The sequence below is a fragment of the Anaerostipes stercorihominis genome (assembly GCF_057535655.1).
On record NZ_BAAJCL010000001.1, the window covers coordinates 190013 to 209134 of the forward strand.

Annotated in this window: 22 protein-coding genes; 2 read left to right on the top strand and 20 right to left on the bottom strand. The window is 37.4% G+C overall.

Annotated elements, in window-relative coordinates; genetic code table 11:
* Window positions 1–184 precede the first annotated feature (184 nt).
* From AC27EF_RS00930 to AC27EF_RS00945, 4 genes are all read right to left on the bottom strand, one after another.
* Window positions 185–1099 (bottom strand): hypothetical protein, encoded by a 915-nt coding sequence (locus AC27EF_RS00930; RefSeq protein WP_487108291.1) that lies wholly within the window; start codon window positions 1097–1099, stop codon window positions 185–187.
* 113 nt (window positions 1100–1212) lie between these two features.
* Entirely contained in the window at window positions 1213–1635 is a 423-nt protein-coding gene (locus AC27EF_RS00935; protein WP_487108292.1) for a hypothetical protein, read from the bottom strand.
* A 35-nt stretch (window positions 1636–1670) separates the two neighbouring features.
* Window positions 1671–2663 (bottom strand): RHS repeat domain-containing protein, encoded by a 993-nt coding sequence (locus tag AC27EF_RS00940; RefSeq protein ID WP_487108293.1) that lies wholly within the window; start codon window positions 2661–2663, stop codon window positions 1671–1673.
* Window position 2664: 1 nt separating this feature from the next.
* Window positions 2665–3759 (bottom strand): 5' nucleotidase, NT5C type, encoded by a 1095-nt coding sequence (locus AC27EF_RS00945; RefSeq protein WP_487108294.1) that lies wholly within the window; start codon window positions 3757–3759, stop codon window positions 2665–2667.
* A gap of 116 nt (window positions 3760–3875) precedes the next feature.
* Here AC27EF_RS00945 and AC27EF_RS00950 point away from each other — a divergent pair, with 116 nt between their 5' ends.
* Window positions 3876–4214 (top strand): hypothetical protein, encoded by a 339-nt coding sequence (locus tag AC27EF_RS00950; RefSeq protein ID WP_487108295.1) that lies wholly within the window; start codon window positions 3876–3878, stop codon window positions 4212–4214.
* A 9-nt stretch (window positions 4215–4223) separates the two neighbouring features.
* Here the strand turns inward: AC27EF_RS00950 and AC27EF_RS00955 are convergent, their stop codons facing one another.
* From AC27EF_RS00955 to ku, 13 genes are all read right to left on the bottom strand, one after another.
* On the bottom strand, window positions 4224–5006 hold the full coding sequence (locus tag AC27EF_RS00955) for a PP2C family protein-serine/threonine phosphatase (protein WP_487108296.1): 783 nt from the start codon (window positions 5004–5006) through the stop codon (window positions 4224–4226).
* Window positions 5003–5515: a hypothetical protein gene (locus AC27EF_RS00960; RefSeq protein WP_487108297.1), complete on the bottom strand. Its 513-nt coding sequence runs from the start codon at window positions 5513–5515 to the stop codon at window positions 5003–5005. Before AC27EF_RS00960 ends, AC27EF_RS00955 begins: the two co-directional genes overlap by 4 nt.
* Window positions 5491–6183: a DUF4046 domain-containing protein gene (locus AC27EF_RS00965; protein WP_487108298.1), complete on the bottom strand. Its 693-nt coding sequence runs from the start codon at window positions 6181–6183 to the stop codon at window positions 5491–5493. The genes AC27EF_RS00960 and AC27EF_RS00965 overlap by 25 nt, the downstream gene beginning before the upstream one ends.
* A gap of 125 nt (window positions 6184–6308) precedes the next feature.
* Window positions 6309–6923 (bottom strand): hypothetical protein, encoded by a 615-nt coding sequence (locus tag AC27EF_RS00970; protein ID WP_487108299.1) that lies wholly within the window; start codon window positions 6921–6923, stop codon window positions 6309–6311.
* Window positions 6924–6936: 13 nt separating this feature from the next.
* On the bottom strand, window positions 6937–9165 hold the full coding sequence (locus AC27EF_RS00975; protein ID WP_487108300.1) for a cobaltochelatase CobT-related protein: 2229 nt from the start codon (window positions 9163–9165) through the stop codon (window positions 6937–6939).
* Between the two features lie 13 nt (window positions 9166–9178).
* Complete coding sequence (locus AC27EF_RS00980) at window positions 9179–10867, bottom strand: AAA family ATPase (protein WP_487108301.1); 1689 nt, start codon at window positions 10865–10867, stop codon at window positions 9179–9181.
* 247 nt (window positions 10868–11114) lie between these two features.
* On the bottom strand, window positions 11115–11297 hold the full coding sequence (locus tag AC27EF_RS00985) for a hypothetical protein (protein WP_487108302.1): 183 nt from the start codon (window positions 11295–11297) through the stop codon (window positions 11115–11117).
* On the bottom strand, window positions 11297–12559 hold the full coding sequence (locus AC27EF_RS00990) for a hypothetical protein (RefSeq protein WP_487108303.1): 1263 nt from the start codon (window positions 12557–12559) through the stop codon (window positions 11297–11299). Before AC27EF_RS00990 ends, AC27EF_RS00985 begins: the two co-directional genes overlap by 1 nt.
* Before the next feature lie 96 nt (window positions 12560–12655).
* A complete protein-coding gene (locus AC27EF_RS00995) occupies window positions 12656–13318 on the bottom strand; it encodes a thermonuclease family protein (RefSeq protein ID WP_487108304.1) in 663 nt (220 codons plus the stop codon).
* A gap of 122 nt (window positions 13319–13440) precedes the next feature.
* Entirely contained in the window at window positions 13441–13647 is a 207-nt protein-coding gene (locus tag AC27EF_RS01000) for a hypothetical protein (protein WP_487108305.1), read from the bottom strand.
* 371 nt (window positions 13648–14018) lie between these two features.
* Window positions 14019–14282, bottom strand: a complete 264-nt coding sequence (locus AC27EF_RS01005) for an AbrB/MazE/SpoVT family DNA-binding domain-containing protein (protein ID WP_487108306.1) — start codon at window positions 14280–14282, stop codon at window positions 14019–14021.
* 147 nt (window positions 14283–14429) lie between these two features.
* Complete coding sequence (locus AC27EF_RS01010) at window positions 14430–15323, bottom strand: ATP-dependent DNA ligase (protein ID WP_487108307.1); 894 nt, start codon at window positions 15321–15323, stop codon at window positions 14430–14432.
* Window positions 15324–15352: 29 nt separating this feature from the next.
* Window positions 15353–16147: a non-homologous end joining protein Ku gene (gene ku, locus AC27EF_RS01015; RefSeq protein ID WP_487108308.1), complete on the bottom strand. Its 795-nt coding sequence runs from the start codon at window positions 16145–16147 to the stop codon at window positions 15353–15355.
* A 191-nt stretch (window positions 16148–16338) separates the two neighbouring features.
* Here ku and AC27EF_RS01020 point away from each other — a divergent pair, with 191 nt between their 5' ends.
* Window positions 16339–16932, top strand: coding sequence for a hypothetical protein (locus tag AC27EF_RS01020; RefSeq protein ID WP_487108309.1), 594 nt, complete (start codon window positions 16339–16341; stop codon window positions 16930–16932).
* 353 nt (window positions 16933–17285) lie between these two features.
* On the opposite strand, the gene AC27EF_RS01025 is transcribed toward AC27EF_RS01020, so the two are convergent.
* The 3 genes from AC27EF_RS01025 to AC27EF_RS01035 all read right to left on the bottom strand — a co-directional run bounded on the left by AC27EF_RS01025 (window position 17286) and on the right by AC27EF_RS01035 (window position 19084).
* Window positions 17286–18332 carry a hypothetical protein gene (locus AC27EF_RS01025; RefSeq protein ID WP_487108310.1) on the bottom strand — a complete coding sequence of 349 codons (1047 nt, stop codon included), beginning with the start codon at window positions 18330–18332 and terminating at the stop codon, window positions 17286–17288.
* A 192-nt stretch (window positions 18333–18524) separates the two neighbouring features.
* The gene (locus tag AC27EF_RS01030; RefSeq protein WP_487108505.1) at window positions 18525–18965 is read right to left on the bottom strand and encodes an AAA family ATPase; all 441 of its coding nucleotides are present in this window, start codon (window positions 18963–18965) and stop codon (window positions 18525–18527) included.
* Window positions 18962–19084 (bottom strand): type II toxin-antitoxin system CcdA family antitoxin, encoded by a 123-nt coding sequence (locus AC27EF_RS01035; protein WP_487108311.1) that lies wholly within the window; start codon window positions 19082–19084, stop codon window positions 18962–18964. The genes AC27EF_RS01030 and AC27EF_RS01035 overlap by 4 nt, the downstream gene beginning before the upstream one ends.
* Between the last annotated feature and the right edge of the window lie 38 nt (window positions 19085–19122).

Consider the following 19122-nt stretch of genomic DNA (forward strand, 5'->3'; position numbering starts at 1 on the left):
TCAATCGAAGCTACAAAGTCCCCATTTAAGCCATTTTTAACCCCTGCTGTCACCAACTTGTCACCAACCTAAAAAGTTTGGTCGATACTTAAATAGAGAAAGTAAACCTGTCTTTCCGGCAACACATGTTTTACATAAGGATAGTTCATTTTACAAATAGAACATTTTTAAAGCATACCAACTTTTATCTCTTTTTTTGAAAAATCCATATCATAATATCTTCCGTCATTCTTAGCATCATCAAAGAATCTTCTTTTGAAGGAATTTCGTTTGTTCCTTCTTGTCTATGCGTTCCGTAATCTGATAACATTGAATAAATGCTATAAATAGCCCTTGTTTTCTTGTAGTCTCCTGCTGCGTTTTCTTCAAAGAAATCGGCAAGATCCGTTTTCCCTTGAGCTTGTATATAGTTTTTTATTTCCAACATATTGTTTCCATCATATTCGCCGGCTAAATCTGCCGCCCCTCTAAACCATTTGGCAAACGACTCAGTCCCCTTATATTTTGAGAATAATCCCGTCAAAGTAGTCCTGCAGGCTTCAATGCTTGTCCCAAAGTTTCCGCTTACAAAAGCATCTATAGCACCCTCATAAGAATCATATATTTCAGGATATGTATCTAATAACCACTGTTCCAGTCCATAGACCTCGACCATTTTTTCTGTATTACCTGTGTAAGGTATTACATCAAAACCGTTACTTCCCATCAGTAGATCGTATCCCATTAACTGATATAAGTTAATTAATTCATCAACATATCTCTTGTAATTTTCATCTTCATAATATTTCGTAACAATAAAAGGATGAATATTTTGCCCCAGCTCGACAAGAAGGGCCGAAATCTTTTTTGTCTCATTCTTGATTAATAATTCAGTAAAGATATTATCTAATCCGATAAAAACACTATACTCACTTCGTGGATTTTCCCATGTCTTATTGTAGTAGTAGGGTTCAAGATATTCGGAATTATTATCATACATTGTGGATAAACCACAGCATTTTAAATATTTTTTCATTTCGCCATTTTTCTTAGGAATAAAAGTTGGTTTATCTAAAATGGCACAAATTTTTGCTAAAATTATTTCTTTTTTCTCTTTCATAAATATCCTCCTACTTTAGTATATTGTAAAAACACAAAAAAAACAAACAGATATATTAATTTTATTTTATATAAATGAAAAAGGACTGCCGATTTGACAGTCCTTCTTAGGGATTAAATAACGAAACCTGTGTATTCCCAGAATCGATATGCTGATATGTAATAATTAAATCGTCCCGAATGCTCGGGCTTTGCAGCAAATCCAAATGGTAATTCTTTTTCTCTTAATCCAGCCCTTATAAACTCAGGATTTTTTTTCATAACACATGCCGCTTCTTCTATTGATAATATATCCTTTGAAAAAGCCGGCATTGTTTCTTGAAAAGCATCCTCTTGATGAACAAGGATTCCAGTTTGCTTGTAAAAGAGGAAGGGGCTTATATAGTAATCACATTTGCTATCCCCATTTACATGATAACATACACCGATATTAAGAATTTTGCTAGAAATTAAATACCGTACATATAATGGACTTTTTTTAATGAGTCCCGCTACAACTGCAACTGGAATATTGTTTCCACTAAATGATGGATACATATACAATCCCTCCTTTGGATTTTTAATAATGGATTTCATTTCGCATATTCATACCATTCTGCAAATCCATCGGAATTCTTATAATGGATTAAGTTACCATCTTCGTCATATTCATTCCATTCTTCTTTTCCATCGGAATCTTTATAATGAATTTCATTACCGTTTTCATCATATTCACTCCAGTACTCGAATCCTCTGGAGTCTTTAAAATGGAGTCGATTTCCATACTTATCACACTCATACCATTCTTCGTACCCGTTCGTATCTTTGTAATGGGTTTCGTTACCATAACATTCCTTCCAAAATTCAAATTTGGAATCTTTGTCGGAATATTTATAATGAATACACTTTCCTCTTTCATTGTACTCTCTCGATTCTTCGCAGCCACTCGTATCTTTGGAATGGACTTCATTTCCATTCTCATCATATTTATTCCATTCTTCGTATCCATCCGACCTTTTGTAATGAATTACATTTCTATTCTGGTCGTACTCTCTCCACTCTTCGTAATTCTTATCTTTGGAATGGATTTCATTACCATTTTCATACCATTCTTCGCGACCAAGATTCTTATAATAGATTAAGCTACCATCTTCGTCATATTCATTCCATTCTGCAAATCCATCGGAATCTTTGTAGTAGACTTCGTTTCCTTTTTCATCATATTCACGCCATTTTTCATCGCATTCTTTCCGTTCTTCATATCCATCGGAATTATAGTAGATCACAGTTTTCTTTTCATAGATTTCATTCCCATTCTTATCATATTCATATTCATATTTATACCAGTACTCGTCTCCATTGGAATCCTTGTAGTGGACTTGGTTTCCTTTTTCATCATATTCATGCCAGCTTTCGAAGCCGTTCAAATCCAAGATGAAATTCCCATTTTCATCATATTCACCGCTGCTTCCGTGAATGTTTGACCTTTTGTAATGAATTACATTTCCATTCTCGTCATATTCATACCATCTTTCGCAGTCATTATTATTCTTGTAATGGATTAATTTCACCTTTTTATTATTCATCTCAAATTCTCCTTTCAACCATTTTCTCGTACATTTTTTCGAAATTCCCATCGTTCTCAATTGTCACGTCGCATAGTTGCTCATTTCGCAGCTCATCATTTAGCGACAATAATCGAAGAATTTTTTCATCTTCTTCAATATTTTTATGAAGTAACGATTTGAGAAGCTCATCCTTTGGCCGCTTCAAATAGATAAGAGCGGTTCTTCTTGGATGATTAGATTGCATCGTTACAGCTCCACAAATATCCAATGGGGCAACAAAGTCTTCCCCGGAAAACATTTCATCCCCTAAAGAAGCTGTTCCGTACATCTCGTTTGCATAAACTGTTGTCTCAGCAAAAAGCCCTGAATCTTCCATGTTATGAAAATCGTCCTTTGATACATAGATATAGCCTGTATCAGAATCAGGTTTTTTTGTTGTAAAGGATGGAATTCTACGCATACCCCGTTTCGTGAGATACCGTATAAAATCTGTTTTTCCGCTTCCGGATGGCCCCACTACGCAGTAAATGATTCCCCCATTATCTCTTGGATCATATATAGGATTTCGAATGTTTAAAATATTTTTGACTAATGTTAGAAATTGCTGATAATTTGTGACTGACAGTAAGCCGGTCATGTTGTGATTCCATGGCTTTCTAAATAACACTGGATAAGCTGCACCGGAATTTAAAATGTTATGCTGACCATCATCTAATACAATATCTGCGTCTATGACATCCTTTCGACTTGCCATGATGATGTTTTCCTGTGGAAAAAACGGAAATTCTTCCATAATTCGTTCCGTACGGATTCCCATACAATTTGCGGGAACTGCTGTTGTGATAACGACATCCGCAAGTTTTAGCAATTCTAAAAGAAATTCTTTCGCTCCATTCATGACGGGTTGATTCTTGTAAAATTCTTTTTTCTTATAATAGTTGTTGATTTTATTCACCCTTGGTCCGTTATCACCCCATTGTCGAATCTCTCGAACACTTAAAGGCGGGTCAAGATGATAATCCCGGTTTGCAAGATCTACAGCATATTCATTACACTGAAATATAACATCGTCTGCATCCAGGGAAATCAACGGTTTGAGTTTCTTTCTTCCCATATTTTTTCTCCTTTCGTCAATGTACTGTTCTAGTAATAGTATGCAAAACACTTTAGATAAGAAAATTTGTCATACTATAATTGAAGAAATTAATTCACAAGGGAGGTTGTTATTTTATGAAAATATACGTTATGGGTAAGGATTTTAAACTAAATGGCAAAGACGTAAGTACTGCAAAGAAAATGGCATTAGAATATTTTGAGAATATTAGAAAATTATCTGTGCAGCATATCGCCCCAAAACTGTATTGGACATCAATCGTCGTTATGCATGTAGTAACGAACGAATTGTTAAACTCAATTGACCCAGAATCACTTGCAATGCTTTTAAATGGAGATGATTCTCTGGAGCGTCATGAGATCGTGGAACGCAGAAACCGCATCCAAAGCAGGATAGAAAAAGGGAAAGTTCCTAAATCATCCAAAACAAGAAGAGACAAAAATAAGAGGCGCTAAGGCGCACTCTTATTCCGTCTCTGATTCTGCCGGATAATAAATAGCAATTCCGCTGGCATTATCCGGATACTGTTCTTCAATAGATGCCCTGATTAAAACGTTAATACCCTCTACACAGTCTGAGGAATTAATAAATAATTCTGACATAGCTTCTGGGCGAATTGCGTAATGAATTCCATCCGTTGTGAGCAAAACGATATCATTTTGCTCTAAACGAAAGCATCCCACTTCAATTTCCGGCTCCAATGCCACCCCAACGCCGCCATACACCTTTAAGCGTTCTGGTATGGCATAGTAAGACTCTTCATCAATTTTCCCTTCATCTAGGAGTTTTCTGGCTGCAGTCTGATCTTTTGTAAGCTGCGTCAAGCGCATAACACCATGATCAAGACACATCAAATAAACTCTTGTATTTCCGGTATGAGCATATGTTAGATATCCTTCTTCGTCAGCTAAAATCATAGAGAGACTTGCGGCAAAGCCACCAAACCGCTCTTCATTTCCCATTTTAAATCCTCCCAGAACTCTATTGGCCATTAAGATACTTTCTTTCATAATAAGCTCCGCATTATCTAAAAAAACGCGTTTATCTCTTTCAAATAGTCGTCGCAAAAGCAGTTCAATCTCATTACATACAATTTGTCCTGGCTGTAGTTCTCCTTCATGTGATCCAGCTCCATCTGCAATAATACAGACTACATTTTCTTCATCCAGTTCAATTCCCTGGATAAAGTCTTCATTTTTTGTTCTTGAAAAGCCCTTATCGCTTTTTCCTCCGTAAATATATTTCAAGATTCAGCCTCCTTTGCTTTTTTATATGCTTTTATAAAAATATCAAGTTCCTCTTGAATCTGTTTCGAATACGCCATATGATTATAAAGAAGTTCCGTCCGTTTGACTGGAATTCCATCTTTTACACTAGCATTCAATAAAAGCCGAAAATCCAGGAAAACCGTATTAATGGCTTCCGCTCCTTTCTTACTTATCTCGGTGTGTTCTTCTGGTGCTACGGTATTTTTTTCATTCTGCTGTTTTCTTTGAAGTTCTATAATACTGTACGCTTCGGACAGTCGCTGCCACTCATCCAAAAAAGACGACTTATCCATTGCCCCGGAGATATAAAGAGCATAAACATCATCCAGATCTTCTGAAAAATCCGTTAAAATATTGATCTGTTCTTTTTGTTTTAAAATCCATTGATTCCCGCTCACCCCATGAACTCTTTGCGTTAAGTAGAACAAAAGGATAGCGATACAAAACACCGCCAAACTAAAAATTATGAATGTTTTCTTTTTTTGCATTTCTTTTCCTCCCTATAAAGCATCCTAAATTTATAAAAACGATAAAACACCTCGCCCCTCTGACCTTCCGGAAGAATGGCATGGAGAGCATCAATTGGATAAGGGAATGTGTCGTAACACGGTCCATAAAGACGATACCGTTTTAGTTTTTGATTAATCATTTGATCTGCAAACGACTCATACGCTGTTTTGATATTAGGAAACTGCATATATTGACTTATCATATAGTGAAGGCAAACGCCAAAACGAAGCATCCCCTGCACCCCAACGAAATAATCTTTAGGGAATTTCGTAAGCCCGTCGTCTTCCTCTGCTAATACTTTTTCATATGTATGAATTGTAAGCTGACGATCCGACATATTCCTTGTTTCAGGGTAAATTTTCCATTTCAAAAACCACAAATCTGTTTTAATTTTAATCTCCGGAGGGCATTGGATATGTCTTAATAAATTCTTCAGCTTCATCTTTTCAATAATCTCACTGGTTAGATAATGATCAATGGTTGCTTCATTACATTTAAGATGATCACAAAATGCGATCTTCATCACCGTAATTGCGTTTTTCTCATTTTGCATTTTAGAATAATTAAATAGTGATAAAGAGAATTTACTCCTTTTCCCTAGCAAAATTTCTTCGTATTCCATCCGAAGTATTTCTTCTATTTCCATAAACATCAACTCCTGTCTTATATAATTAATGACACTCTATATTAATAGTATGGGAACACTTATTTTTCTCTCATAGAGCAAGAAAAAAGGAAACCCACAATTTGATGGTGGATTCCCTCTTTAAGTTATTTAGCATTCAAGCTTTTCTTTCTCAGATACTTCAATAAGTCCTTTACACTTTCCCTTTGCATTTCAATATCTGCCTGATCAATGAATATGCGATAATCTGCATATCCATAATTCTGTAATCCATATTTAATGCCTTCTCTGATCACAGGCTCAAATGTCTTAAAAAATTCAAGGACATCTTCTTTTTGATAAAGAGAGACATCTCTATCTGAAATTGAAATCCAATATTCCTTGCATTTGTTTTTCAATTCCGTTTTTAAGTTTTCTCTTGTTATTTTGTTTGCAAAAGAAAACAGCCAGATGGAGCCACGATCACTTTCCTTTTGAGGCAGCATAAGGATCTCTGCTGCCGTTTTCCCGGCATATGGTCCAAAGTGAAAAGGAGTTTCTTTTTCTTCTTTTAGAACAGAAGATGCGTTTTTTGGAACGACTGGCGGACTTTCTGGTTCTCGCTCTGCAACAGGCATCAGTCCTTCGATTTTTTTGATTTCTTTCTTTCCAGATAAAACACTGGATACAAAGTCTACGACTAGCTGCTTTTGATCCTTTCCAAGACCTTCAAATGAGACGATGATTCTTTCTCCATCCTCCCAGATTTTTATATCCTGCATAACTTCCTCCTTTTTAAAACTCATTCCATGTTTTAACTTTGTTTTTGATTGTTTTTCCAAGTTGGGAAAAAAGATCGTCAATTTTTGTTACATGAAAGAAGGTGACGCCATAGATTGTTCTTAGGTTTTTAGGATCACAGTCACCAATACCTATGGCAACGACTTCACAGTTTTTCTCCGCCTGCTTGACTGCAATTCTGCAGTCGAGTACACCGTCTACGGTTCCTACGGTATGACTTGGCATTCCGTCGCTGATCATGATTAGAAGCTTATGCGCTTCTGATCTTTTTTTTAGACGCTCCGTCAGATAACGGATTGTATATGCGTCGTTATTACATCCGTTTGCATTCATCGTAAGGATGGACATTCGTTCCGCTTTCGTATTGTTCCACTTTACAAAGTGCATCTGGCTGGCGTCAGCGGATCCGGCGTTATATCCCAGTAAATATACTGGAATTCCAAGTTGATGAAATGTCTCACAAAGCGCCACACCAACCTGTCTGGCAACTTGTATGTTTCTTCCGCCCATGGATCCGGAGTTATCAATTCCGATTCCAATTGCAACATTAGAGTTGTTGGGGACTCTTCTTCGGGTAAAAACCCTGGATGTGACCCTGCTTCCACTGACTCTTTTAAGGTTTAAATTTCCGCTGCCCCGAAACATTTTCTCTTCTGCCGCCTGTATAAAAAGCCGGCGGAGCTGATTTGTAAGATTGCGGATTTTTCCATTCATTGATGATAATATGAGGTTATAATCATCCTCATATCGCAGTTTGCTCATAGGAGACAGCTGCATGTTTTTGTTTGTTACTGTCATTTTTCCGTATCCCGGGCACTTAATATCGAGATCAAGTTCGACTTCATTCGAAACGCATTCATCACGTTCCTCCTGAAGGATAGCCGTCTTTTCCCGGCACATTTCATCTTGCGTTACCTGAATATCCTTTTCCGTTAATTCATGATCCTCTTCTGTTATTTCTGCTTCCGTGCTTTCATAGTACCCTTTATCAGAATGATATGTACTATCGTTGTGCTCGGACTCAGAGTTAGAAGAACTCTGCGCATCCGGTAAATGACCCGCATTTTCTCCTTCAGATTGTTTCTCACTTTCATTTTCTGATTCATTCACATTCCTCGAAATTGAGGATTCCTCTTGATCAGACGCCCTATACGCATCCGATTCTTCATAATCAAATTCAACATCTTGGCTTTTGCTGGATGTGTCGGCCTTCTCTTGCTGATCTAATGAATCTCCGGGAACCGAATCAGAGTTTGGAGATTTTTGTTCTTTTGTTTTAGAATCTCCGTCTGTCACCAAAACAACTGCTCCGTCTGGGAGCTGCTGCGTTTCTTCCGGCATACCGGCCTCCCCATTCTGTGTGGCATCTTCAAGTTCTTCCTTGGTTATCCTTCGAATTGTGATTTTACGCTTCTGCTGCGTAGATGATCCACTGCCACCTTCCTCTGGCGTATTCTCGCCGAAACTTCCTTGTCCAGATTTTTCGCTTTTCCCGGCCTCCTTAAAAAACTGATCCAAAAGATCCATTAGCTTTTGTTCATTTTTCGCCTGCTCTTCCCAAAGAGGGCGGATCTTTTCGAACACTCTGATCATGTAACTCAGAGCATCCTTGAATTTAGGTGTTTCAATTGCCTTTGAAACATCCAGAATCGTTTCCTGGAAACATTTTTTTGCTTCCGGAAATGTAAAGTCCCCCCTTAGAAAGCCTCCATCTCCATATTGAATCAGGGCATTAAAATATTGGGACAATGCATTCCCCGATTCTTCCAGTGGCGATGATAGTTTATATATACGAAAAATCATATATCTTAAACATTTGATTAATGTGCCCCCAATATATTGAGGTGCAAAAAATTCAATTCTAGGATCCTCAATAATATTGACGACTGTATGAAAGATCCTTTTTTCGGATCTTGTTAATGATTTTTTTTGTGCCCAATATTCTTCATGTTGAGAATCTGTAATGAGCTGATGCATCAGCTCGTGGCAGAATAAGCCCTTTAAAAAAGAAGGACGTTTTTCCTTTTCTATTCCCTGAACAATAGAATGTTTACTATTAAGATAGATCTTCGCATTCTTTTTCTGACAATCGGTATACGCGATGTCGCTTGATTGTGCATTTTGGATATCTACAACCGGAATGCTGCGTCCTGTTATTCCTCGTGCGATCCGTGAAAGAGAGCGGCAAAGCGCCCTCAATTCCTTTTCGTCTTTCTCCTTCATAAGTTTTCCTCCTCTAATCAACGCAGGTAGCGACGATGCTTTCCGAGATTTCGTTTGCAATTTCCAAGTCGCTTTCTGCGATCTTCCCGATCATCGTATCATACAAGGCCTCTTTTAATGTTGACCCTTCGTCCATATCATCTAATGCTCCGATGCATTGGCGCAAAGATAAAGACAATGCAATTTCAGGAACATTATAATGCTCAACAAGTTCCTCAACGATCCTTTTGTAATAACGGAATACATTCTTGCAGTCCGTCTGATTATTATGTTGATCGCTTAAAACACGGATAAAATCCGTTTCCTTCGGATCGTCTATGATGTAGGTATTTTTAAAACGGCTGCTAAAAGCCTGAGAAAGAGGTCTGGAACCCGCGGTTCCCGTGTTCATTGTAGCAAAAACAATGCACAGAGGATGCCGGTGGACTTCTTCATATCCATTTTTGTTTAAAATAAACGGGGCTTCAATCGCCTGTCCAAGACATCCCATAATAATTCCAGGATCCGCTAAATTCACTTCCTCCAAAACGACCATACCGCCATTTTGAAAACATTTAAGAAAGTTTGTTTCCACGAAAGAAAGCTTCCCATCAACGACTTTTGTCATTCCTTCGAATGTATCCTCTTCTATATTCTTAGAAAGAGGAACCGTATAAAGGGGAATGCCAAGTGTTGCACAGATAGCTTTTACCATCGTTGTTTTTCCGGTTCCCGGACGTCCAACAAGCAACGAATTTACATAGTCTCTCCCGATTGCATCCAGGCCCGAAAAACCGGCATCCATTCGTTCAATAATTGAGGTACATTTTCTATGTACCTTTCTTACTGCCTTATAAAAAGCCTGATTCGGAACAAATCCATTTAAAAAAGAAAGATCCGGAATCATACACTGTGCCTCTTTCCAATCTAAGTTTAAAAGATATTCACCAGCACGGCATTTTTCATAAGTGACCTGTAGGCCAACTTTTGAAGAAGAATCCTTCGGCTTTGATGATTTTGTCAGCTTTAAGTCGATTAGACGGCTTTTTAACTGTGGAACAACCTCGTCAAGCCCAGTATAATTTCCGGTACGCATAGCCTGAATGAACTCATTTGCTTCATATGTTTTTAAGAAGACCCCCTCGGGATCATCTTTACAAATGATTTCCTGTCCAAGCATTTGATTTGCCCATCCAAAGTAATTCAAATCGCAAAACAATAGAAGTTTTTCATCTATTGATTTTTTTGAATCATAAAAATTGATGATTTCGTTTACAACATCAAGTTCCGTATTCCCAGCACCATACAGCTGAAAGATTCCTTTCAACATGCACGGAAGCAGCTTCCGAAAAAATGACGGTATACCATTCGTTTCATCGTCTTTCATATCGTCCAGCCAGATAATTTGGTTATCTGCTGTCATGTAACATTCCAAGTCGTTTGATTTCAACCCGTGTTCCCGCAGATAAAGAATGTCATGATCGTAATTATAGACAGCATTGATGCCGCCTTCTTCTCTTTCAATAATCCATGCCAACGCATAAGCGGTTGTATTTATCTTTGCCGCCTGCGAAGTCGCCTTAGTCCTTTTCCTCATCTGTGAAGTTGCAACACCAGAAGGACCGTTCATCCCTAATATATAATTTGTGTTAAGGGCGGGTACACTTGCCCATGGACCTGTTTTCTGAAATAATTCTTTTGCAATATCTACCCTCTGATTCATCTAAATACCTCCATAAACCATTCGTCATTTTTCTGCATTGTAAATTTGCAATATCCTCCTTTCTTGTCGTAAAGAAAAGTGTATGAACTTTGTTCTCCTTTTCATCAACAACTAATTCGTAAATAGTATGCTGAAACTACGCAGGGAATAAAAAAGCAACCCCGATTCCAGTGATCAGGATTGCATATTCATTTTCAAGTCCATCGCATTTGCGAAAATAACGGGTCCCATCAATAGGACCCACCTTTTAATGAATAGAATTTTGTTTGTCTCGATCGGCATCCAGGGTCTCTTTACGAGTTTCATCTTCACGGATATAATCCGGATGAATTAAATTCAAACTAAGCCGCTTTTTCTTCTTTGGCAGCTTTGGAAACACTAAGAGACAGATGACGCATGTCACGAAGCATGTCACGATAAATAATCCCATTATTTTATCCTTTCTGTATCAAAACTCTGGGTGGCTCCTCCTCGTCCGGCGATCCAGTTATTAACCATGTCTTCCGTAACCTTCTGGCTGAAAGAATTAACCTTTTCCTGTTTGATGACAGGATCCCTTTCGTTTAGATACTTATCTTTCCTGATATGTTTCTGCCATAAGACCTGCTGTGTGTCCTGGAGGTACCAGTATTCATTGACATCATATGACATGTTGTCTGCGTAGGTATACGCAATATCCTGATACACATCAATATAATATGTGCCTACCGAATCATAGGCAAGGGAGAGATATGGAACCGTGGTTGTTGTAGAGTAGATGCATTTACTCCGATTTTTGTCTGCATAAATCATCCAAAACCACTTTCTTGTCCCAATCTTTGATTTAATCGCTTTTTTTTCTTCCTTCGTGACTTTAAATTCTTTTACTACCGCAGTATCTACGGAGTCTTCTCCTGCGGTCACTCTTTCGTCCAGGTACTTTTTCACAACCTCCTGTCTTTGTGGAAGCGTCGTCTGGTCAGTCAATCCAGATGCGATTAAATCCTCTCTCTTTTTATTAAAGTTATCTCTCCATTGTTCCTCCCATTTCTTCATTTCGTCTGCCCATTTTTTTCTGTCAGCAGGCCAGCTGTAATATCCGTCTGGGGCTTTAAAGTTGGGCATATACCCCTGTCTGGGATGTGTGCTAAATCCACCATCCAGCGGGAGTCCTCCATTTTTGCCTACGCCGGACTTTTCTCCCATTGTTCCGTGTTTATAATCTTTCTTAGATATTGATGCAGATTTGATGCCATAGTCTTTTTTTAATCCATTCATGATCTTCTGTGCATTGGCATCCGTCCGGACGGGAGCTGCATTATGATCCGTATAATCTGTAGACAGATTCTTTCCCTGAAGACCGGATATTTGATTTATAAAACTCTCCAGATCTGCTGTAGAAACCGGCGTCTCTTTGTAAGTGACAACCTGGCTGCCGTTATTTACAACAGCTCCATTCGCATTTCCCATAATATCCTCATACGTCTTTGACATGGAATTAAAAACAGAACTGTTGTTTGCCTGTACCGATGCGTCCTGATTGCTGCCACTATGGCTGCTGCCGCTGCCCGTTGTTGAGCCGGCAACAGAATCTGCGTTATAGGTAACGCTTTCCCCTACGCCCACCTGATCCGCAAAAACGGAAGTAGCGGCTCCCGTTATACTGAACAAGGTTCCAAGAATCATTACGGCAGCTCTTACTGTATGTTTCAATGTGATATTCCCCCTTTCTGTTATATTAATAGTATGAGAAAACAAGCAAAAGAAAAAAGACCTGCATGGCAAGTCTTTTTAAATACGTTTCTGCTCTTATTTCCACATCCCGATCTGTTGAGATTTTGCCTTTGAACTTGCAAAATTCAAATCAAAGGAATATTTCTTGTTTGGTTCTATTTCAAGCGATTTAGCATATCCTTTTGATACTAGAGTCTTATTAAAAAACTCGCCATCTATGAAGACATAAGCCAGAGTACGTCCATATTGATCTGTATGGTCTGTATCATACTCCATATTAATTTCCTTCTTAAGTAGGCGCATTTTGGTGTAGTCAGTTGCCTTATCACCATAGTATTCCTTTTTTGTAGTATCTTCCGGACAGTCTATCCCGATGAACCGCACTTTCTCTTTAGATCCGTCTTTATACCTTACCACGATCGTATCGCCATCAATGACTCTGGTCACGATGGCAGTGTCTTTTGCGTTAAGATCTGAAACATCATCATCCGTAGCTGCTAGAGCACTGGCCACTTTTTCCTCTTGCTGTCTAATTACTTTTAAATTCGTGTTATACATCTTTTGAGCCTGTTCCTTCTTTTCATCAACCTCTTTAAAAGCCGGTATGATTCCCATCATTTTAAAAATGATGGCTAAAAAAATAACTCCGAATATAATAGAGACGATAGCTTTGATAAGCTTAAATCCTAAAAATCCCAGAAGTGTTTTAGTATTAATGTTGAATCCATTTTTGTTCATGTTTTTCTCCTTATCATAGTGAAGGGATATAGTTGTAGGGATATCTTCCCTTTTTCCATCAACCCCTCTTCAACAACAGCAGGGAACGACACGTATGCCGCTCCCAAAAGCAAACTTTTACCCTAATAAGCATACGCAAAGTCACGATGATTTAATAACTCATCTATCGTGATGGTATGCCCTTCGTAGTCATACGGCTTTTGACCTTTATGACACATCCAACCATCATGGGTAGTTGTTACTTCAACACAAACACCAACGATTCCTTTTACTTGATAGATAGCACTATCTTTCGTTCTACTGTTTTCCAATACAATAATTTCACTCATTTTTCTCACCCATTTCTACACTTCTGTGTAGCCTTTCGTAAATAAATTAAAAAAGTTATCCTTAGAACGAAAAAATATCCATAACATAAGAGCTTTTATAAAACTCCAAGTCATGGATAAAAAATTCTTCATATATAGTATGATAAATAAAGTGGGCGTAAAACTATAGGAATTCATTGTATAAGACCGATGACCGCCTTATGAAAAATCCCCAGAACCGAAAGAGGAGGGCACTGAAAAAGTTCAAATTATATAAGATTTAATACAATATATAGAAATATACTTTTGCAGAGTATCTATATATTGTATTAAATCGAGTCAGAGATTGACTTTTTCAGTGCCCTCCCGAAAGAGTCCTGGGGTGATTTGTTCTATTCCATAATTAACAATCCTGCGGCTTTGACCAATTCAAGAATTGAGGCTTTTGAAACTTTTTTGCCTTTATACTCAACAAGATCATCCATTTCGCCAGTAAAGATGTCCGCCGGATTGTATTTTTTTAGTAAGATTGTATCATCATCCACGAAGATCTCAAGAGGATCCCTCTCATTTACATCCAGATTCCGCCTTAATTCAATGGGCAGCGTAATGCGTCCCAGCTCATCAAGCTTCCTTACAATACCTGTACTCTTCATTCCCTTCACCTTTTCCTTTCAAGTGTTTTTGTATAATATAAATATAACACTTTTTCTAATTTTTGTCAATTCATTAATTGAAAAGAAAAGACTAAAAACGGATTTCACGATATCAAAGCATTCTGACGTTTTACTGCCAGGGCATGCCTATTCTACTATTTCTTTTATATCAATATCCGTTCTTATTCCTTTAAAAATCGCTTCTCTAAGAACCCCTTTTGTATTTGGCATATATTCAACTGTGCATACCACCGGTTCTACCCACACAGCTCCTTCATTTTCATTAACAGGGATCAGCGTGAACGGTGATGATCTTTTAATCTCCGGCAAATAGCCAATGGTTTCTGTTGTTACGCCGGAGGTCACGTGCCCTTTATACACAAAATTACCACTTTTATATTTGGCCAAAATTAAACTGCATAAATGTTCCCCTTTTTTGATATATCCAACAACGATAAAGTCTTCATCAGCAAGTCTCTTAAACTTAACCCAATTACCAGAGCGTTTTCCTTGAATATATAAACTATCCTTTCGTTTTGCAACAACCCCCTCCAGTTGTCTCTCTTCCACCAGCTGGTAGAGGCCAATTCCATTTGTTTCAATATATCTTGAGATTGCAATTCTTCTATCCTCTAATCGTAAAGAAGAGTTAAGATACTCTTTTCTTTCCATAAGCGGTAATTTTGTAATGTCCTGATCTTCCACAAACAGACAATCATAAGCCACGAAGCTTGCTGGTAATTGTGCTGCAGCTAATCGAATCTTAAAGGGATCCGTTAAAATTGTCCGCCGCTGTAATTCGTAAAAGTCTGGAACCCCATTTTTTAATACGACAAGTTCGCCGTCTAAAATACATCTCCTATGAATTGTTTTATGAATATCTATTAATTCCGGAAATCTAGGAATCAGTGCCAAGTCTCTTTTATTCCTTAGGTCTGTCTCTTTAGAATCCAGATAAGCTATGCACCTGCATCCATCCAGCTTTAGTTCATAAATCCAATTTGAATCGTTAAAGGGATGCATTCTATTTTTAATCAGCATTGGTTTTATGCCCTTGTCTTGGAATAAACTCATGCCCCGGCCTTGCCCTTATGCTGTTTACTTTCCCTATCAGACTGCTCAAGGCTTTCTTTCAATGCTTCCATTAAATCAATGACATTATTTGGTTCGCCTTGATCCACAGAGATGATATTATTTCCTTTTATCTTTTGCCAGATGGCATCTTTTAGTCTTTCCTGGTATTCATCTTTGAAATCTGATGCTACAAAAGGCTTTTCCATGTTCTTAATGATCATCTTTGTCATTTCCAATTCGTTTTTATCAAGTTGCATTTTGGGAATTTTCTTTGGAATTTCAACAATTTCATCATAATAGTAAAGCGTTTTTGCAATCATTCCATCCTTAAGAGGATACAGAACTATCGTCTTTTCTGATTGACCAATCACTGTTTTGGCGATTCCTACCATTTTCAGGGATAGCAGTGACTGCCGCAGCAATTCAAATGCTTTTTCAGCCCCCTTATTCGGAATTACATAATAATTTTTATTATAATAGATCATGTCAATTTGATTGATTTTCGAGCATTGTTCCAAGTGAATCGTTCTATCTTTGTTTGTTTTTAGAAGTTCAAGTTCATCGTCAGTCATAGTGACATATCGGCCCTTCTCGTACTCGTAGCCTTTTATAATGTCTGCAGTTGAAACTTCCTTTCCGCAGTGAGAACAATATTTTTTATACTTAATTCGAGCCCCGCTTTCTCTATCAAGCTGGTTAAAACGAATTGCATGATCCGCTGTTGTATTATAAAGATCCGTTGGTATCAGAACCATATACATGGAAATACTTCCTTTGTGCGCTACTGCCATATTTCTACCTCTCTTTTTAGATTTAGTATTCCGCCCTAATACTTTTTCATGCAAAGAAAACATAGATAAATATGGAGGTAGATATAATGTTCGGACAATTTTATAACCTGCCGTAAAATCCCTTACTTTTGTTCTTTCTTCCATTTATGTTATACTACTATTAAGAAAACAAACATATCTTGGGAGGTATCATGGCTTATTTATCTCAATATAATAAGAAAATTTATCAGCACTATATACCAGTATTATATGTGCCGTTTTTATATGTCGGAATGATAATACTATATCTTATTTATCCGGAAAATATCGTTTATTTTTTCGTGGGCTTTTATGTTATCATCGGAATCAGCTGGGTAGCTTGGAATCCAAAAAAATTACCTTATATGATTCCTGCCACTGCTCTGTTAAAGAAACTGGAAAACATTTATGCCTCCAGCGAACCTATTACAGCGCAGTATGCAAAGTACAAAGATGTATTAAAAAACCATGCTTCTAAAGCCGAAATAGCGGAAACAATGTTTGTATTACATACATATTATGATCATTATTCAAAGAATGGGTTCTCAAAAGGGTTGGGGGTTGCCGGTGCGATCATAGCCCAGATTTTATTGGCCACTTATTCCGCAGGGAATATTAAGTTGTTCGCCACAATATCTTCATATTTTATCATGGTAGGGGTTTTTATTCTTTATTTGTTTATCATCACTGGTATTGCACGAAAAGTAAAATATAAAGATATTCTTTATGATTATATAAAAATTATATCATTTTTTATTAGGGATTAGATGTTTTTTACGGCGTGAAACTCTTTTTCAACTTGGGTCATAAAATCAATTCGGTTGCGGAAACCCACTTCCTTTAGGTGGTGGTAGTTGGTATGGCCAAAGAATTTTCATATACTTCTCCTAAAAAAATAGAACTGGTGAATAAGCCAGTTCTATCTCTTTTTAGCTCCCACTTACCGGTAGGGTACACCGCTTTTTTAGCTCCCACTTTACTGGTAGGGTACACCGCTTTATTTATTAATGAAACATTTTCTATATATTTATTTTAACATATATTGAACGGCCGTCAATCCCCTACACCATCTTTTGCAGTAATCCAGGTGAAGTCTCAGACAGATCTAAGACTTTACAAACTATTTAGTAGCTCCACAGTCGCATTTGTATCCTGTAACTACTTTTTCGTCGTAGGCTTTTTTGTCTACAACCCACTGCTGCTTTGTGGTTGCTTCGTGGTGGACTGTATGATAGACACGTTTGGAAGTGTATGCATGATAAAAGCAACTTCCGTCCCAACAACCCATAGACATATACATAGCAAAAGGTGGTGCTTCTTTATCTACAGTAACTCCATGATTTGTCAAAATATTTTTTTCGTAATCATCTCTTGGCCATCCATTCTCTTTAGTATATCCCCAATCATCGAAAATTTCCTGATCTGTAATAATCGGATAGGTTTTATTTTTAACACTATTAACATAATCCATAGTCAAATCCTTACCACATACTTTACAGACATTATGATAACATTCTTCCTTTTCATTCCAAGCCGGAACCTTCACCGTCTCATAATGTCCCACGGCATCGTGATGCACTGTCTTGTATTGCTTCTCCCAGACATGGCTATGGATTTTAGTCGTGGCAGTAAAGCTTTTTCCTTTGGTATTGTATACCTTAATAGCCGCCTTACTGCTACCAGCCTTATTCTTTAACTTCACTTTAAAGTACCCTGAAGTCTTAGATGCTTTCACCGAATAGGTCTTCCCATTGATCGTAACCCTAACTCGATAGTTCGGCCTGGTATAACCGCTGATCGTCTTACTGTTTGCCGTGATTTTATTTAGCTTTAATTTCTTTGCAATCACATAGAACTTTTTCTTTGTGTAATACTTCTTTCCTTTGTAAGCCTTTATGGTATAGCTTTTTCCAGTCTTAAGTTTTGGAACTTTGATTGAATACTTCCCCTTTTTGCTTGCCTTAGCTTGATACGTTTTCTTACCGATCTTTACTTTAACCCGGTATTTTTTCTTTGTTTTTCCCTTGATCCTTGTGCTCTGTTCATACACCCGGTTCACCGTCAGTTTTTTCTTGGCTGCCTGAACGTCTGCCGGCATTGCTCCAATCATACCCACTGACAAGACAGCTCCCATAGCTGCTGCCATAAATCTTGTTTTCATTTTCATAATCATACTCCTCCTTTAATCCAATGAGAGACTTTTATTATTTCTTTTCGTTCATAGTATGCAGACCCTTTCATTCTCTCTCATAGCCCTTTTCATCATTATATCATGTTTTTTCCATTTATGTATAATAAGATTCAATTATTGGTTATAAATAGATTTATCTTCAAAAGCCCCAGAAAATATCCAGGCTTTCTACTTATCTTTTTGGGAGTATACTTCTATAGCATTTAAAAAATAAGGACTATGCGTATTCAATAGAACATTGGTTCCAAACTCTCTTTGAATTAATACAATGACCTCTGCAAATTTTAATTGCCACTCTGGATGCAAATGTATTTCGGGTTCGTCTAAAATAATAACTCCATTTTCATCAATACTTCCATTTTGCAAAAGTTTTCTCAAAATGACAAAGCTCTTCATACCCGTTGACAAATTAACCATTTCAAGACTTCCTTTAAGTTTATCTGTTTTATAAACAAAAGTTCCCCCTTCATTTGTTGACAATTCACCATCACAAACATCATTCATACTTGTAAATATTCTATTAAATTTTTGTTTTACCACTAACTCATCCAATGCGCTAAACTCTTTATTATTATCATTGCAATACCTTTTAAGAGTCCAAAAAGCTATTTAGTAGGTTTCCCAACTTTCTGCATTAGTGCTTCCTGCAATGTTTTAGAGAAGTTTATTCCACATTCTTTCGCTTCCTTATTCAACCAATATGGAATAGTACAATTCTTCTTAACCATTCTTTTTATGCGTATAAATCAATCATTTACAAGCTAAG

Excerpts from the sequence above, each read along its gene's own strand:
- AC27EF_RS00930 (WP_487108291.1), bottom strand. The coding sequence starts at position 1,099 with ATGAAAGAGAAAAAAGAAATAATTTTAGCAAAAATTTGTGCCATTTTA.
- AC27EF_RS00935 (WP_487108292.1), bottom strand. The coding sequence starts at position 1,635 with ATGTATCCATCATTTAGTGGAAACAATATTCCAGTTGCAGTTGTAGCG.
- AC27EF_RS00940 (WP_487108293.1), bottom strand. The coding sequence starts at position 2,663 with ATGAATAATAAAAAGGTGAAATTAATCCATTACAAGAATAATAATGAC.
- AC27EF_RS00945 (WP_487108294.1), bottom strand. The coding sequence starts at position 3,759 with ATGGGAAGAAAGAAACTCAAACCGTTGATTTCCCTGGATGCAGACGAT.
- AC27EF_RS00950 (WP_487108295.1), top strand. The coding sequence starts at position 3,876 with ATGAAAATATACGTTATGGGTAAGGATTTTAAACTAAATGGCAAAGAC.
- AC27EF_RS00960 (WP_487108297.1), bottom strand. The coding sequence starts at position 5,515 with ATGCAAAAAAAGAAAACATTCATAATTTTTAGTTTGGCGGTGTTTTGT.
- AC27EF_RS00965 (WP_487108298.1), bottom strand. The coding sequence starts at position 6,183 with ATGGAAATAGAAGAAATACTTCGGATGGAATACGAAGAAATTTTGCTA.
- AC27EF_RS00970 (WP_487108299.1), bottom strand. The coding sequence starts at position 6,923 with ATGCAGGATATAAAAATCTGGGAGGATGGAGAAAGAATCATCGTCTCA.
- AC27EF_RS00975 (WP_487108300.1), bottom strand. The coding sequence starts at position 9,165 with ATGAAGGAGAAAGACGAAAAGGAATTGAGGGCGCTTTGCCGCTCTCTT.
- AC27EF_RS00980 (WP_487108301.1), bottom strand. The coding sequence starts at position 10,867 with ATGAATCAGAGGGTAGATATTGCAAAAGAATTATTTCAGAAAACAGGT.
- AC27EF_RS00985 (WP_487108302.1), bottom strand. The coding sequence starts at position 11,297 with ATGGGATTATTTATCGTGACATGCTTCGTGACATGCGTCATCTGTCTC.
- AC27EF_RS00995 (WP_487108304.1), bottom strand. The coding sequence starts at position 13,318 with ATGAACAAAAATGGATTCAACATTAATACTAAAACACTTCTGGGATTT.
- AC27EF_RS01000 (WP_487108305.1), bottom strand. The coding sequence starts at position 13,647 with ATGAGTGAAATTATTGTATTGGAAAACAGTAGAACGAAAGATAGTGCT.
- AC27EF_RS01005 (WP_487108306.1), bottom strand. The coding sequence starts at position 14,282 with ATGAAGAGTACAGGTATTGTAAGGAAGCTTGATGAGCTGGGACGCATT.
- AC27EF_RS01010 (WP_487108307.1), bottom strand. The coding sequence starts at position 15,323 with ATGCTGATTAAAAATAGAATGCATCCCTTTAACGATTCAAATTGGATT.
- ku (WP_487108308.1), bottom strand. The coding sequence starts at position 16,147 with ATGGCAGTAGCGCACAAAGGAAGTATTTCCATGTATATGGTTCTGATA.
- AC27EF_RS01020 (WP_487108309.1), top strand. The coding sequence starts at position 16,339 with ATGGCTTATTTATCTCAATATAATAAGAAAATTTATCAGCACTATATA.
- AC27EF_RS01025 (WP_487108310.1), bottom strand. The coding sequence starts at position 18,332 with ATGAAAATGAAAACAAGATTTATGGCAGCAGCTATGGGAGCTGTCTTG.
- AC27EF_RS01035 (WP_487108311.1), bottom strand. The coding sequence starts at position 19,084 with ATGGTTAAGAAGAATTGTACTATTCCATATTGGTTGAATAAGGAAGCG.